The sequence below is a fragment of the Cellulosimicrobium sp. E-16 genome, assembly GCF_049913115.1.
Taxonomy (GTDB): domain Bacteria; phylum Actinomycetota; class Actinomycetes; order Actinomycetales; family Cellulomonadaceae; genus Cellulosimicrobium.
The window spans coordinates 4218292-4232483 of record NZ_CP183974.1 but is presented as its reverse complement, the minus strand read 5'-3'; the positions used below and the strand labels follow the sequence as shown (position 1 = coordinate 4232483).

Below are 14192 nucleotides of genomic sequence, written 5' to 3'. Positions count from 1 at the left end.
GCCCGGGCGCCCCCGCCGCGGCGGGCGCCCGGGCCGAGCAGCAGGCCGGTCAGCGGCCTCCCGCTGCCGTCATCGACCGCGGTGCTTGCCGAGGTCGACGCGCACGAGGTGCCCGTCGGGCGGCGTCGTCTCGTCCGGGGGCAGCGCGTTCGTCGTCGCGAGCAGGCCCCTGCCGTCCCACTCGAGCCCGGCGGGCAGCGGGACCTCGACGACCGTGCTCGGGCCGCGCTTGCCGACCTGCGAGATCTTGCCGCCGAAGAGCTCGGCCACGTAGACCGTGCCCTTGTCCGTCACGGCGAGGTTCGTCGCGCCCACGAACCCGGAGCCGAGCTGGCGCACCTTCCCCTTCCACGGGTCCACCGTGTAGACGGCGCCGCGCGCCCCGAGGCTCGCGTCCTCGGGCCCGCCGGGGAGCGTCGTCACGTAGAGCACGCCGCGCGGGCCCACCTCGACGTCCGTGGGGACGGGCTCGAACCAGTAGGTCTCGCCGACGACGCAGTCGGGCCACCCGATCGCGGCCGCGGCCTCCGCGGTGACCACCGCGGGCTGGGCCGGGAGGACGGCCACCGTGCGGATCTTCCCGCGGTCGCTGATCGACAGGATCGCGTTCGCGCCCGCATCGGCGACGTAGGTCGTGCCGCGCGACGAGGTCGTCGCGTACGGGTGGGAGTCCGCGATCCCCGTGTACAGGCCCGGGACCGGCACCGGGGGCACCTGGGCGACGCACGCGGGGTCGGTCTTGCGCAGGCCGTACGTCACGCCTGCGTCGGGGTTCTTCGCCTGCTCGTACGCGAACGTGTCCGCGAGGACCCGGGGCGTGCCCGTCGGGTTCCCCCAGCGGTCCGTGCGCAGCGTCGAGACCTCCGACGCGACCGGGCCCTGCTCACCGAGCTGCGTCTCGGTGAACGTGATGCGGCGGTCGGCGTAGGAGACGCCGCCCACCTCGCCGCCGTCGGGCGACGCGTAGAGCACGCTCGGCGTGCCGTCGCGCCCGACGGCCGTGAGCAGCCCGGGGAAGTTCTGGGTGACGTACGTGGTGCCGCGCGGACCGACCGCGAGGCTGAGCGGGGTGACGAGCCCGGTCGCGACGTCGGTCACGGTGGGCGGGCGCGGGTCGGGCTTGCCGCCGCCGTGCGCGACGGCGGGGCTCGCGACGAGCACGAGGGCGGCGGTCGCTGCGGCGACGCCTGCGGGCAGGGCGGTGCGGAGTCTTCTCATGGGTGCTCCAGGTCCGGCGGTCCCGGGGCGCGGCAGGGATGTCGTCGCCGTGCTGCGGGGCAGCACGCGTGCGCGTCGCGCCGGGGACGTGGGTGAGGGGGTCGTCGGGCCGGACGACGTGGCGCGCCAGGGGTGTGCCGGGGGCGTGCCGTGCGACCGGCGAGGCGCCGGCCGGGAGTCTGCTGTGCGTCGGCGGTGAGCACAGACCTCCGAGTGTGCACCCGACCGCCGTCCCGGTCCAGGACCGTCGCCCCGGGCGACGAGCACCCGGGGCGACGGCGGACCGGTGGGTCAGCGGCGGACGGCCAGGTCCACCCAGACGAGCCGGTGGTCGCTGCTCGGGAACGGGAAGACGCCCGTGAGCCGCGACAGCGGGTCCGCCTGGACCGGCCAGAACACCCCGGCGTCGCGCACGCGCAGGTCGCGCGAGGGCAGCACGTAGTCCGCGCGCAGGTTGCCGGGAGCGGTGTCCGCGAAGTCGGCGGTGTCGAGCGCGGGGTCGCCCCGGTGGGTCGCGTTCGCGCCGCCCTGGAGCGCGGCGGCCTCGGTGCCGCCGGCCGAGCGGGGTGCCGGGTCCTGGACGCGCCGGTGGTCGAGGAGCTGGTCGATCGCGGCGTCGACCGAGTCGCCGTCGAGCGGGTCGGCGTTCTGGTCGCCCAGCACCACGAAGCTCTCGCCGGGGTGCAGGCCCCCGCGGCGGCCGGCGTCGTCGTACACGTACCGAGACGCCTTGCCGGGCGTCACGTAGTCCGCCCAGAACCGGATCTCGTCGTGGTTGCGCCGGCCGTTGCGGTCCTCGGGGCCGTCGAACGTGGGCGGCGTCGGGTGGGACGCGAGCACGTGGACCGTCTCGCGGCCGACCCGCACGGGCACGTCCCAGTGCGACTTGCTCGACAGCCGCACGACCTCGAGCTCCTCGGGCGTGAACCAGTCCGCGGGCGCGGCGGTCGCGGGGTCGTCGGGGAGCAGCGCGCCGGGCATGTCCTTCCACAGGAAGTGCTGGAACGTGCGGACGCCGCGCGTGTCGATCGGGTAGCGCGACAGCACGACCATGCCGTACTGGCCCTCGAACACCCCGAATCCGAGCGCGTCGTCGCCCCCGCCGACCGTGCCGTCGTTGTTGAGGTCGAACCCGCTGGGCACGCCCGTGTTCGACGGCGCGACGTACGCGTAGCGGTAGTCGATCGGCGTCGCGCCGCCCTGGGCGACCTCGAGGTAGTTGTCGCGGAACAGGTCGACGGCGCGCCCGTCGGGCACGTAGTCGAACTCGTTGAGCAGCACGACGTCGGGCCGCGTGCGCTGCAGCACCTCGGCGATCGTCGCGGCCTGCGGGTCGTCGGGGGTCGAGAGGTCGGCCTCGAGCTCGCCCGCCGCGGCGCGGTTGAGGCTCGCGTTGTACGTCGCGACGCGCAGCGTCGCGCGGTCGTGGCCGTTCCCGTGGCCGTTCCCGTGGCCGCCGTGCGCGACGGCGGGGCTCGCGGCGGCGCCGGCGACTCCCCCGGTGAGGGTGGCGGTCAGGGCGACGGCCAGGGCGACGGGAACGGCGAGGGCAGAGGTCAGGACGGTGCGTGCGGTGCGGGGCTGGGCTCGCTGAACAGGTCTCGTGGACACGGTGGCTCCTCGTCGTCGGGGACGGTGGTCGTCGAGAGGTTCTCCGCCACCGTACGCAGGCGCGTCCCCGCGCGGAAGGGAGGCGGGGTGTCCGGCAGGTGAACGGCGGCAGGTCCTGCCGACGTGGGCGCCCGGTGGGACCCTGGAGCATGGACACCTCGCAGTCCCGGCCCGTCCGCACCTACCCGCACGGCGTGCCGTGCTGGGTGGACACCGAGCAGCCCGACGTCGACGCCGCGCTCGCGTTCTACGGCGCCCTGTTCGGGTGGGAGTTCGAGGACAGGCTGCCGCCCGGCACGGGGGAGCGCTACGTCGTCGCCTCGCTCGGCGGGCAGGACGTCGCGGCGGTCGCGTCGGGGACCGGCGTGCCCGAGTGGATCACGTACGTCGCGGTCGATGACGTGGACGCCTCGTCGCGCGGCGTCCCCGACCTCGGCGGCGAGGTCCTCGACGGCCCGACGACGATCGGGCCGCCCGGGCGCATGGCGTCCGTCCGCGACCCCCAGGGCGCGACGTTCCGGCTCTGGGAGCCCGGGGCCCGGGTCGGCGCGCAGCGCGTCAACGAGCCCGGCACGTGGAACTTCAGCGTCCTGCACACGCCCGACGTCGCACGGGCGCTGCACTTCTACGGTCCGCTCCTCGGGTGGGAGGTGGACCCGGAGCTCGGCGCGGGCATGGCGCGCGTGGCGGGCTACGGCGACCACCTCGCCCGGACCGTCTACCCGGAGATCGACGCGAACCAGGAGGGCGCGCCGCCCGGGTTCCGTGACGTCGTGGCCGGCGTGGTCGAGGACGACGGGCCGGCCCACCACGCCGTGGTGTTCTCCGTCGCCGACCGGGACGCCGCCGCCGAGGCCGCCGAGCGCGCGGGTGCCGTCGTCCTGTCCGCGGAGGTCGGCGAGTGGACCCGCGAGGTCACGCTCCGCGACCCGCAGGGTGCGGTCCTCACGCTGTCGCAGTTCACCCCGCCCGAGGGCTTCTGACCGGCCGCGTCGAGCGGAGCGCCTGGCCCACCAGACAGGGAGCAGCTCATGACCCGCACGACCGGACGCCTCGTCACCGCGAACCTCGCCCTCACGCTCGACGGGCGCTACCACGGCCCCGGCGGCCCGGGGGACTTCGCGGCGTTCGCCCCCTACGTCGCCACCGACACGGCGCGCGACCAGATGACCCGCATGTGCGCGGACGCGACCACGGCCGTGCTCGGCCGGGTCAACGCCGAGGGGTTCCTCGGCTACTGGCCGCCGGTCGCCGACGACAGCTCCGCGGACCCCCGGGACCGCGCGTACGCGCGCTGGCTCGTCGGCACGGAGAAGGTCGTGCTCTCGACGACGCTGGCCGAGGCGCCGTGGGACCGCGCGCGTGTCGTGGACGCCCCCGCCACGGACGTCGTCGCGGAGCTCCGCGGCACGGGAGAGGGCGACATCCTCGTCAACAGCAGCGCGAGCGTCATCAAGGCACTCCTGGCTGCCGACCTGGTCGACCGCCTGTACCTCCTGGTCGTCCCCGTCGTCGCGGGCGGTGGGCCACGGCTCTTCGACGACGGTCTGCCCACCACCTCGTGGACGGTCGCGTACCAGGAGACGGGCGCGACGGGGGAGCTCGCCCTGGTCTACGACCGGGCGCGCTGACCGCGCGACCGCTCGCCTGGCGGGGCCCGACCTCCCGGGGAGCCGCGTTCGGGCATCATGACGCCGTGAACGTCGTCACCCGCACCCCGCACGACCAGGTCGTCGCCCGTCTGCGCGCCGCGGACCTCGAGTACGGGCGCGTCGGCCCGACGGACGAGCGCGGCTGGACGTTCGCCGAGGTCGACACGGAGGTCGACGTCGAGGCCGGCCGCGAGCCCGGCCCGCCCGCGTCGGTCGCGCAGGCGCTCGGGCGGGTCGACGAGCTGGTCCCGGCGCCGTGGGTCGTGCAGCTCGACGGCGGGTCGGACCTGCTGCCCGACGGCGTGAGCGCGATCCTCGCAGCCCGCACCGACCCCGTGGCTCCGCCGGCGGTCGTCACGTGGGCGCCCGTCGACCCGTCCGGGACGAGCACCGACCACGCGATGCGCCTCGACGGCGACCCGGGCCACGTGCTCGCGGCCGTCGCCGCGCTCGTCGGGCTGCGGGACGCGGCGTCCGCGCCGGACCTCCTGCGCGAGCTCGAGCACCCCGACGACCTGCTCGACACGTTCACCGCCGTCGCCGACCTGCCGGCGACCGACTCGGCCTCGCCCGACGCCGTCGTCCAGCTCGTGCGCGCCGACGCCGCGTTCGTCCGCGCCGCGGTGCGTCGTGCCGGGTCGGCGTGGGTGCGCTCGACGGATGAGCGCACCGCCGTGTGGACGGTCGCCCGTCCGTCCGCGCCCGTCCCGGGTGCGCCCGACGACGAGGTGCGGGAGGCGTTCACCGCGGCCCTCTCCGGGGAGTTCCGTGCGCGCTCGACGATCGAGCGCGGCCTGCGGCCGGGTGAGGCGATGATCAGCCTCGAGCGGGCGGGGTCCGGGGTGTCGTGGACGCTCACGACGCCCGGACGGCCGTGGGTCTTCGGGAGCTGGAACGACACGTGGACGGACCTGTCCGCCTCCGGGACCGAGGGCGCGTACGACGCGCTCGTCGAGACCTTCGGCGAGCCACGTGACCCGAACCGGCTGCGCGCGCTGCTCGCCGCGTCCACGTGGCCCGGCGACCCGGTCGCGGACCTCGCCTACCTCCTCGGCCTGCCGTCGGCGGTCGTCGAGGCGGTCGACGACCCGGCACGGTTCCGGCACGGCGCCGAGCGGGTCCAGCCCCTCGGCCCGACGGCGCCGTTCACCCCGGCCGAGAACGCGGCGCTCGCGGCGCGCGCGCCCCGGCGCGGCGCGGGGAAGACCGTGCGGGACGTCGTCCTGCTCGTGCTGGGCGTCGTGCTGCTCGGGCTCGGGGCGGCGATCCTCGCGACCGACGGCGCCGTCGTCGGCTCCGACGGCCCGCCCGGGTGGGACGTCGTCGTCTGGGTCGCGGGCGGCGTGCTCGCCCTCGCCGGCTGGGCAGGTCTCGGGTCGGCCCGCTCCGACCGGCGCCGCTTCCTCGCCGACACGTGAGCGGGCCGGTCCCCGGTCGCAGCACGACCGGGGACGGGGCCCTGACACGGTGCTCCGTGGGGCGCCGGCGTCAGCGGGCGTCGAGGTGGTCGATCTCCTCGAGCAGGCGCTCGCGCGTCGCCGCGTCGTCGACGAACTTCTGGAGGGTCCGCCGCACCGACTCCCAGCGCCCCGCCTCGACCGCGGTGAGCGCGCCCACGAGCTGGCCGGGCGGAAGGTCGAGCACCGCGACACGGGCGCGCAGGCCCTCGGGCGTGACCGTGACGACGACGGTGCGCTCCGCCGTCGCCTCGCCGCCCGCGCCCCGGGCCGTCGCGGAGACGGTGTGCTCGCCGAGCGCGAGGTCGGCGGCGGCGATCGCCGCGCCGTTCTCGACCGGTTCGCCGTCGAGCGAGACGACGACCTCGTCCGCGTCCGTGGCGCTCGCGGCGACGACGAGCGTGCCGCCGCGCTCGACCTCGGCGCCCTCGGCCGGGCTCACGATCTCCACCGTCGGCGCGGCGGGGGCGGGCGCCTCCTGCTCGCGCGCCTGCTTCCAGCCGACGAACGCACCCGCGCGGTCGGTGATGACGCCGTCGACCCCGATCTCGGTGAGCCGGGCCCAGTCGGCCGCGGAGTTCACGGTGTACGGCATCACGGCGATACCGGCCTCGTTGAGGTCCGCGACGACGCTCGGGCGTGCGAGCAGCGCGGTCGCGGACGGGTTGTACATGACCGCCCCGAGGTCCTGCGCCACGGCGACGGGGTCGGCGTCGAGCGAGCCGCGCAGGAGGCCGCGCGGGATCTGCGGCGCGTGCTCGCGCGCGGACCGCAGCGCGGCGACGTCGAACGACTGCAGGACCACGCGGTCCTCGAGACCGGCCTCGACGACCATGTCCACGACGCGCTCGACCTCGGCGGACGTCTCCGGGCCCTTGATCTCCAGCAGGAGGGTCGACGAGCCGGTCTCCAGCAGGTCCAGCACCTGCGCGAACGTCGGCAGGTGCTGGCCGGCGAACGCGGGGGAGAACCATGACCCGGCGTCGAGCGCGGTGACCTGCGCGCCGGGCAGCACGGCGACGTCGCCGGAGCCCTCCGTCGTGCGGTCCACGGTCTGGTCGTGGAGCACGACCGGGAGCCCGTCCGCCGTGGTGTGCACGTCGATCTCGACGTACTCGGCGCCCGTGCGCATGCCCGCCGCCACGGCGGCGAGCGTGTTCTCCGGCGCGACCGACGAGTAGCCGCGGTGCGCGACCGTGACGGGGAGCTCGCCGTCGTCGCCGACGTAGGACGCGGGCTCGATCTCGGTGACGGTGACGTCGTCGACGCTCACGGTCGCCCCGGCCGTGACGAAGCCGAGCGCGCCGTCGCGCGACCGGTCGATCCGCCCCTCCAGGAGGGTCTTCCCGTCGAGCGCGTAGGTGACCGCGGCGCCCTGCACCTCGACGGACAGGCGCACGTCGCGACCCGTCGCCGCGTCCGCCGGGGCCGACGCCGTGTACGGGACGTTCCACGCGTTCGCGGGCGTCCGCTGCGCGATCTCGACGCCGTTGTGCGCGGTCGTCGTGCTGCGCAGGACGGCCTGCCACCACGGGACCGCGCCGTCGGGCGCGACGTCGAGGATCGCGCCGGCCCAGCGGGAGGCGTTGTCCACGCTCTCGAAGCGCAGCGTCGCCTCGAGGCGGTAGTTCTCCGCCGACTTCCCGAAGACGATGCGCGCCGGCGACGACCCGTCCGGCGCGTCGCCGACGAGCCGGCCGTCCCGCACCTGCCAGTCGCCCAGCACGGGCGTCCAGCCCTCGGGGAGGGCGTCGCCGTCGAACGACTCGGTGAGCAGCACGTCGCCGGGCTCGGCGGCGGCCGGGGCGGCGAACGGGACGGTCGCGGTCGTGGTCGCCGCCACGGCGAGCGTGCTCGCGAGCAGGGCTCCTGCCAGCGCGGCGGCGGTACCGCGCACGGCGCGGCGTCGGGTGGTCGTCATCGGGTCCTCCGAGCGTCGGGACGGTTGCCCCGGCGACGCTACGAATGCCGCATGACGGTGCGGTGGACGCCGGGCGACGCCGGAGGGGCGACCAGGTGACGGGACGCAGGTCCCCGGCGTTCACCCCGAGCCCCCTCGAGCGCCCCCTCGAACGCGACCCCGAGCGTCACCCGCGCGGCCCCGGCACGCGCGCCAGCAGGCGCGCGACGTCGTGCCCGGCCTCCAGCAGCGCGAGGGTGCGGCGCGCGATCGCGTCGAGCCGCGCGTCGAGCGCGGCGAGCGGGTCGGCGACGGCGGCCGGACCGGTGGCCCCGCGGAGCGCGTCGACCGCGTGCCGGACCTCCGGGACGCGGTACCCGGCTGCCCGCAAGGCCGCGACGACCCGGGCCTCGCGGACGGCCGCGGGCGGATAGCGGCGGGCCGACACCGCGCCCGTCCGCGACGCGACGCGCTCCGGCGCGAGGAGGCCCTCGTGCTCCCAGAACCGCAGCGTCGACGCCCGGACGCCCAGCGCCGCGGCGAGCTCGGTGATCGTGAGCACCGACCCGTCGCGCTCGGCCGCCCCCGTGGCGGAGCCGTCGGTGGAGCCGGCGGCGCCGTCGCCCTCCGACCGGATCGCGAGGAGCGCACGCCGCGCGACGAGCGCCTCGTCGCGCTCGCGCGCGAGCGTCACGTGCAGCCCGGAGACGAGCGCCGCCGCCTCGTCGAGGGGGAGCGAGCGCGCGTCGCGCAGCACCCGCCGCGCGACGACCGGCCCGACGGCGGACGCGAGGCCGCGGTATGCACGCAGGGCCTGGACGTGCTCGTCGCCGAACGCGCGGTACCCGTTCGTGGACCGGCCGGCGGGCGGCAGGACGCCCAAGGCCTCCAGGTCGCGCACCTGCTGGACCGAGCACCCGGCCGCGCGCGCGACGTCGGCCGTCCGCAGCGGCCGCGGCACCTCGCCAACCGCCGCCCGGCGTCCCGAGATCGTCACGCCAACCCTCCAGAAGCACTTCAAGAGCACACTCGAACCATGAGTATGGAGCAGATCCTCGGCACGGTCCGGTCGCTCGACGGCGTCCTCGTGCTCTCACCGGGCCCCGGCAGCGAGTTCCCCGAGGTGGCGTGGGGCGACCACTTCTTCTACTACGCCCCCGACGGCGAGATCCCGCACGGGCAGCCCTACGGCACGGTCGTCACCAAGGACTACCCCGACGACGCGGCCTCCCGCCTCGACGAGGAGGGTCGCTGGAGGGTCAACGTCCATGTGGGACGCGACCGGTTCCGCGACCTCGTCGGCGCCGGTCCCCGCGACGGGGCGGCGTCGGAGGCGCAGGCGAGCGACGTCGTCGTGCCGCACCCGGTGTACGGCGCGCTCGGCTGGGTGTGCGTCGTGAACCCGGGCGAGCGCACGGCCGGGCTCGTCCTCGACCTGCTGCGCGCCGCCCACGACGACGCCCGCGCCCGCGCCGCCCGCCGCACCGCGCGGTAGGTCGGTGGGACCGCTCAGACCGGGACGGCGGCGCTCGCGGGTGCGGGAGCGGGTGCGGGGCGCGCGGCGACGTGGCCGTGCCCGGCGACGTCGACTCCGACCGCGAGGACGTGCGGGACGCCGTCGGTCACCTCGACGGTGGAGACCGAGGCGTTCGGGAGCGCGACGAGCCCGGACGGGTCGAGCGTCGCGAGCCAGGCGCCGAGCGTGAGCCCGTGCCCGACGACGAGCACGTGGCGGTCGAGCACCGCGCCGGGGCGGGAGGCGTCGTCGTGCGCTGCGACGACGCGGGCGAAGACGTCGCGCACCCGGCCCATGAAGTCCTTGCCGGGCTCCCCGCCACCCACGCCGGGGTGCGTGCCGGCGAGCATGCGCGGCACGAGCTCGGCCCACGGCTCGACCGCGTCCAGGTGCGACTCCGGTCGACGCTCGTACGAGCCGAACGACAGCTCGCGCAGGTCGTGGTCGACCGTCAGCGGGAGGTCGGGGTGGTGGCGCAGGATCTCCATCGCCGTGAGGACCGCGCGGCCCTGCGGGGAGGAGTACGCGGCCGCGAAGTCGTGCCGCGCGAGGTGCTGCGCGGTGACGCGCACGCCCGCGCGCCCCGTGCGGGTCAGGGGGGAGTCGCACGACCCCTGGAGGTGCCGTCGTGCGTTGAGGTAGGTCTGCCCGTGTCGTACGAGCGTGATCGTCAGGGTCATCGTCGCTGTGCCCTCTCCGGTCGTCCCGGTCTTCTGGTCACGGTCGACGCTAGGGTGTCGCGGTGTCGGGGCAACGACGTCCCGGTGACGATCGCGTGGCCGGGGCCGGAACGGCCGAGGGCGGGGGCAGCCGCCCGGACCGTCACACCTGCGCGGGGACCTCGTCGCGCTCGTGGTCGTCCGTCGTCGCGTCGTCGGCCCCGGAGCGTGGGGTCGAGCTCGCGGCGTCGTCGGTGACGTCGTGCCGGTCGGCGGGTTCCGGCGTCGCGGGGGCGGGCCACGGCTCCTCGACGGCCTCCGCGCCGTCGTGCGGCCTGGCGCCGGCGGCCCGGTGCACGACGACGGCGAGCGGTGCGACGAGGACCCCGCACACCAGGCCCCACCCCAGGCCGGCCTGGAGCACGGGGAGCGTGCGCCCGGCGTCGGGCAGCAGGCCACCCGATGCGACGGTCGAGGCGACGACGGGCACGGCCGCGGCGAGCGCCGCCCCCACGACGCCCGCGCACCACGTGGCGAGCAGGAGGGCCCAGCGGCCCTCCGCCGGGGGCAGCCGTCGCGCGGCGAGCGCGGTGAGCAGGCCGACGGCGAGCCCGACCCCGAGCGGCAGGGCGAGGTGCACCGGGTCGGCGAGGAACGCGTCCGGGTCGACGGAGAGGCGCGCGGACGGCAGCAGCACGACGTCGCGGGCCACGCCCCACGGCGACTGGGGGTCGGCCGCGCCGGGGAGCGTGGTGCGCCCGACGCCCGCGGCCGCCCAGAGCACGCCCGTGGCGGTGCCCGCCGCGAGGGCGGCGGGCCAGGCGCGGACCGTCGTCGGCGTGCGGGTGTGCCGCGTGCCCGCCGGGTCGTCGCGGCGGTCGGTGAGCGCGCGCGTCACGACGACGGCGAGCCCGACGAGCGGCCCGGTCACGAGCCCCCACCAGCCGCCGAGCGCCGTGTCGACGAGCTGGGTGATCGTGTCCGCGCGCCACGGGAGCGTGACCCCGGCGAACCACGCGGCGGTCGCGGCGATCGCGGACGCCGCGACCGCCGAGAACCAGACGGCGAGGAACGTCGCCCACCGGCCCGTGCCCGCGGGCAGTCGCCGCACCGCGAGCTGCGTGCCGGCCGCGACCAGCGCCCCGGCGAGCGCGGCGGTGAGGAGCGTGCTGCCGGAGACGGGTGCACCTGCCGCGACGGGCGCGGCCGGGTGGGGGAGCAGCGCGCGGACCACGGTGCCCGGTACGGCGTGCGACATCCCGGACAGCCAGTCCCCGAGGCGGCCCGTGACCACCCAGAGGACCGCGGTGAGCGTTCCGGCGACGACGACGGCGGGGACGGTCCTCGATGACGGCATCCTGCGAGGGTAGTGGCAGCCCCGCGCCGGTCGCGACGAGGAGCGATGAGTTCCCGGGGCGGTCGTCGTCAGAACGCTCGGGAGCCCCGGTGGATGGCCGCGGGCACGACGACACGGAGGATGCCATGAGCGAGCGCAAGACCTACACCCTGGACGTGCCGGGCGCGGTCGTCGCCTACGACGTCTGGACACCGGACGTGGCGGGCGACCGGCGGCCCGTCGTCGTCATGGGCTCGCCCATGGCGGCGTCCGGGTTCGAGCAGCTCGCGGGGCTGCTCGACGACCGCGTGGTCGTCACGTACGACCCGCGCGGCACCGAGCGCAGCACGCTCGCGCCGGACGGCGAGGTCTCGGTCGAGGCGCACGCCGACGACCTGCACGCGGTCGTGACCGCGCTCGGTCTGGGCCCGGTGGACGTGTTCGGGTCGAGCGGGGGCGGCGTCGTCGGGTTGTCGTGGATCGAGCGCCACCCGGGCGACGTGCGGACCTTCGTGTCGCACGAGCCGCCAATCACGCCGCTGCTCGAGGACGCCGGGCTCGCGACGACGGTGCAGGCGGACATCGTCGACACGTACCGCCGCGAGGGGTTCGGCCCGGCCATGGCGAAGTTCGTCGCGCTCGTGAGCCACGTGGGCCCGCTGCCCGCGGACTACCTCGACCGCCCGGCCCCGGACCCGGCGATGTTCGGCTTCCCGACCGAGGACGACGGGTCGCGCGACGACCTCCTGCTCGGCAAGAACCTCGCGACCATGCCCGCCTGGGCCCCGGACGGCGCGGTGCTGCGTGCGTCGGGGACGCGGGTCGTGCCCGCGGTGAGCACGCAGGGCGAGGGCACGCTGGCCTGGCGCGGCGGCGCGGCGCTCGCGGAGCTGCTGGGTGTCGAGGCGGTGACCTTCCCCGGCGACCACGGGGGCTTCATGGTCAACGAGTGGTCGCCGGACAACGACCCGGCGGCCTTCGCGACGGCGCTGCGCGAGGTGCTCGACGCCTGACCCGCCGCGCGTCGCGCACGCGCCGGACGACACCTGAGCACGGGGTGGGCGCCGAGGTCCCGAGACCTGGGTGCCCGCCCCGTGCTCGTGGTGCGTCACGGGCGAGGTCGCGGGAGAAGTGTCGATTGACCGGGGACTTTTGCTTGTTGTCGACACAACTTTCGCCTACCTGTTGACATCGCCTCCTGACTGCGGTGTCATAAACCTCGTTGCCCCTGGAACCGACCAGGGGACCGGACGTCGGCGCAGGGGAGCTCTGCGTCCGGACCGACAGCCGACGGCGCGCACCGACGCGTGCCCCGGCGGGACCATGGCGGTCCCGGACCTCGCCCCACGGTCGGTCTCCCACCGGTCGCGAGTCGAGCCCCGCACGACCGAGCACCCGTCTCGACCCTCTGCGACGCGGGACACCCCCGCACGACCCAGTCCTGCCCACAGTGCACCCCCACAGCACCACCCGGGGAACCTCCGCGCGCCCACGTGGCGCCGGTCAGCGTGACGGCGAGCGCCGGCACGCCGGTCCGGCGCGCCCGCGAGCTGCCCGGACGACCCCGTACGCCCGGAAGGAGTCCCCCATGCCCGACCCCACGACCGAGACCAAGACGCCCGCGAGGCCGCTCTCGCGACGGGCGCTTCTCGCGGGGGCAGGCGTCGTCGCCGCGAGCCCTGCGGCCGCTCTGCTGCTGGGCGCCGGCGGCAGCGTCGCCGCAGCGCCCCCGGCCGCCGCCGCGGCGACGACCGGTGCGGCCACCGGCGCGCTCGCCACCGCAGCGGGCGACGTCCGCAAGATCACGATGTACGCCGAGCGGATCTCGGACACGCTCGTCGGCTACGGCCTCGAGCGCGGCAAGGCCACGGTCCCCGGCCCGATCCTCGAGATGTGGGAGGGCGAGACCCTCGAGATCACGCTCGTCAACACGACGGACAAGCGCCTGTCGATCCACCCGCACGGCGTGAACTACGACGTCAACAGCGACGGCAGCACGTTCAACAACTCGTTCAACGAGCCGGGCGAGACGCGCACGTACACCTGGTCGACCGTGAAGATGGCGCGCGACCGCGGCATCTGGATGCCGGGCAGCGCGGGCTACTGGCACTACCACGACCACGCGTGGGGCGACCACGGCACGCAGGGCCTCGCCGCCGGGCTCTACGGCGCGCTCGTCGTGCGCCGGGTCGGGGACGTGCTGCCGCAGAAGCAGTTCACGATGGTCTTCAACGACATGACGATCAACAACAAGGTCGCCCCCGCCACCCCGATGTTCGAGGCGAAGCTCGGCGAGCGCGTCGAGTTCATCTGCATCGGCCACGGGAACCAGCTCCACACCTTCCACCTGCACGCGCACCGCTGGGCGAACAACCGGACCGGCCTGCTCGCGGACCAGTACGACCCGAGCCAGGTCGTGGACAACCGGGACCTCAACCCGGGCGACGCGTTCGGGTTCCAGGTCGTCGCCGGTCTCGGCGTCGGGCCGGGGGCGTGGATGTACCACTGCCACGTCCAGTTCCACTCCGACGGCGGGATGGCCGGCATCTTCCTCGTGCGCAACGCCGACGGCTCCATGCCGCCGGGTGCGCAGGACTCCATCGACCGGTTCCAGGGCCATGGCAGCCACACGATGTCGGCCCCGTCGGGCGCCGCGCCGTCCGGGGCCACGGCCACGACCGGCGGCGCCGCCGTCGGCGGGACCGGGCCGGCCGTCGTCGACCTCACGGGACACGCCGGCCACTGACGCGGGACTCACGGGCTTCCCGCCCGACCCGCACCAGCACGATCGGCTCCCGGCCCACCCGGGAGCGTCGCACCGATGACGAAGGAGTTGGAGAGTG

12 protein-coding genes are annotated in these 14192 nt (G+C 76.0%); 6 read left to right on the top strand and 6 right to left on the bottom strand.

Going from position 1 to position 14192, the window contains the following annotated elements; genetic code table 11:
• Positions 1 to 69: 69 nt before the first annotated feature.
• Both ACN9MS_RS18620 and ACN9MS_RS18615 read right to left on the bottom strand, forming a co-directional pair.
• Complete coding sequence (locus tag ACN9MS_RS18620; protein WP_426309877.1) at positions 70 to 1218, bottom strand: ScyD/ScyE family protein; 1149 nt, start codon at positions 1216 to 1218, stop codon at positions 70 to 72.
• A 291-nt stretch (positions 1219 to 1509) separates the two neighbouring features.
• Positions 1510 to 2829 (bottom strand): endonuclease/exonuclease/phosphatase family protein, encoded by a 1320-nt coding sequence (locus ACN9MS_RS18615; protein WP_426309876.1) that lies wholly within the window; start codon positions 2827 to 2829, stop codon positions 1510 to 1512.
• 149 nt (positions 2830 to 2978) lie between these two features.
• Between ACN9MS_RS18615 and ACN9MS_RS18610 the strand changes: the two genes are divergently transcribed.
• The 3 genes from ACN9MS_RS18610 (at position 2979) to ACN9MS_RS18600 (ending at position 5899) form a co-directional block, all read left to right on the top strand.
• Positions 2979 to 3812 (top strand): VOC family protein, encoded by an 834-nt coding sequence (locus ACN9MS_RS18610; protein ID WP_426309875.1) that lies wholly within the window; start codon positions 2979 to 2981, stop codon positions 3810 to 3812.
• A gap of 48 nt (positions 3813 to 3860) precedes the next feature.
• A complete protein-coding gene (locus ACN9MS_RS18605; protein WP_426309874.1) occupies positions 3861 to 4460 on the top strand; it encodes a dihydrofolate reductase family protein in 600 nt (199 codons plus the stop codon).
• Between the two features lie 65 nt (positions 4461 to 4525).
• A complete protein-coding gene (locus ACN9MS_RS18600; RefSeq protein WP_426309873.1) occupies positions 4526 to 5899 on the top strand; it encodes a hypothetical protein in 1374 nt (457 codons plus the stop codon).
• Between the two features lie 70 nt (positions 5900 to 5969).
• On the opposite strand, the gene ACN9MS_RS18595 is transcribed toward ACN9MS_RS18600, so the two are convergent.
• Together ACN9MS_RS18595 and ACN9MS_RS18590 are read right to left on the bottom strand one after the other, a co-directional pair.
• The gene (locus tag ACN9MS_RS18595) at positions 5970 to 7859 is read right to left on the bottom strand and encodes a glycerophosphodiester phosphodiesterase family protein (RefSeq protein WP_426309872.1); all 1890 of its coding nucleotides are present in this window, start codon (positions 7857 to 7859) and stop codon (positions 5970 to 5972) included.
• Between the two features lie 166 nt (positions 7860 to 8025).
• Positions 8026 to 8835 (bottom strand): MerR family transcriptional regulator, encoded by an 810-nt coding sequence (locus ACN9MS_RS18590; RefSeq protein ID WP_426309871.1) that lies wholly within the window; start codon positions 8833 to 8835, stop codon positions 8026 to 8028.
• Between the two features lie 39 nt (positions 8836 to 8874).
• Between ACN9MS_RS18590 and ACN9MS_RS18585 the strand changes: the two genes are divergently transcribed.
• Positions 8875 to 9333 (top strand): DUF6194 family protein, encoded by a 459-nt coding sequence (locus ACN9MS_RS18585; RefSeq protein WP_426309870.1) that lies wholly within the window; start codon positions 8875 to 8877, stop codon positions 9331 to 9333.
• A gap of 14 nt (positions 9334 to 9347) precedes the next feature.
• Here the strand turns inward: ACN9MS_RS18585 and ACN9MS_RS18580 are convergent, their stop codons facing one another.
• A complete protein-coding gene (locus ACN9MS_RS18580; RefSeq protein WP_426309869.1) occupies positions 9348 to 10034 on the bottom strand; it encodes a histidine phosphatase family protein in 687 nt (228 codons plus the stop codon).
• Positions 10035 to 10176: 142 nt separating this feature from the next.
• Positions 10177 to 11370, bottom strand: coding sequence for a hypothetical protein (locus ACN9MS_RS18575; RefSeq protein ID WP_426309868.1), 1194 nt, complete (start codon positions 11368 to 11370; stop codon positions 10177 to 10179).
• A 125-nt stretch (positions 11371 to 11495) separates the two neighbouring features.
• On the opposite strand from ACN9MS_RS18575, the gene ACN9MS_RS18570 reads away from it, so the two are divergent.
• Both ACN9MS_RS18570 and ACN9MS_RS18565 read left to right on the top strand, forming a co-directional pair.
• Positions 11496 to 12362, top strand: a complete 867-nt coding sequence (locus ACN9MS_RS18570) for an alpha/beta fold hydrolase (RefSeq protein ID WP_426309867.1) — start codon at positions 11496 to 11498, stop codon at positions 12360 to 12362.
• A 575-nt stretch (positions 12363 to 12937) separates the two neighbouring features.
• Positions 12938 to 14095 (top strand): multicopper oxidase domain-containing protein, encoded by a 1158-nt coding sequence (locus tag ACN9MS_RS18565; protein WP_426309866.1) that lies wholly within the window; start codon positions 12938 to 12940, stop codon positions 14093 to 14095.
• Positions 14096 to 14192: the final 97 nt, after the last annotated feature.

What these genes read in the sequence shown, in the direction of transcription:
- ACN9MS_RS18570 (WP_426309867.1), top strand. Translation starts at nt 11,496, where the DNA reads ATGAGCGAGCGCAAGACCTACACCCTGGACGTGCCGGGCGCGGTCGTC.
- ACN9MS_RS18620 (WP_426309877.1), bottom strand. Translation starts at nt 1,218, where the DNA reads ATGAGAAGACTCCGCACCGCCCTGCCCGCAGGCGTCGCCGCAGCGACC.
- ACN9MS_RS18610 (WP_426309875.1), top strand. Translation starts at nt 2,979, where the DNA reads ATGGACACCTCGCAGTCCCGGCCCGTCCGCACCTACCCGCACGGCGTG.
- ACN9MS_RS18580 (WP_426309869.1), bottom strand. Translation starts at nt 10,034, where the DNA reads ATGACCCTGACGATCACGCTCGTACGACACGGGCAGACCTACCTCAAC.
- ACN9MS_RS18605 (WP_426309874.1), top strand. Translation starts at nt 3,861, where the DNA reads ATGACCCGCACGACCGGACGCCTCGTCACCGCGAACCTCGCCCTCACG.
- ACN9MS_RS18565 (WP_426309866.1), top strand. Translation starts at nt 12,938, where the DNA reads ATGCCCGACCCCACGACCGAGACCAAGACGCCCGCGAGGCCGCTCTCG.
- ACN9MS_RS18585 (WP_426309870.1), top strand. Translation starts at nt 8,875, where the DNA reads ATGAGTATGGAGCAGATCCTCGGCACGGTCCGGTCGCTCGACGGCGTC.
- ACN9MS_RS18575 (WP_426309868.1), bottom strand. Translation starts at nt 11,370, where the DNA reads ATGCCGTCATCGAGGACCGTCCCCGCCGTCGTCGTCGCCGGAACGCTC.
- ACN9MS_RS18595 (WP_426309872.1), bottom strand. Translation starts at nt 7,859, where the DNA reads ATGACGACCACCCGACGCCGCGCCGTGCGCGGTACCGCCGCCGCGCTG.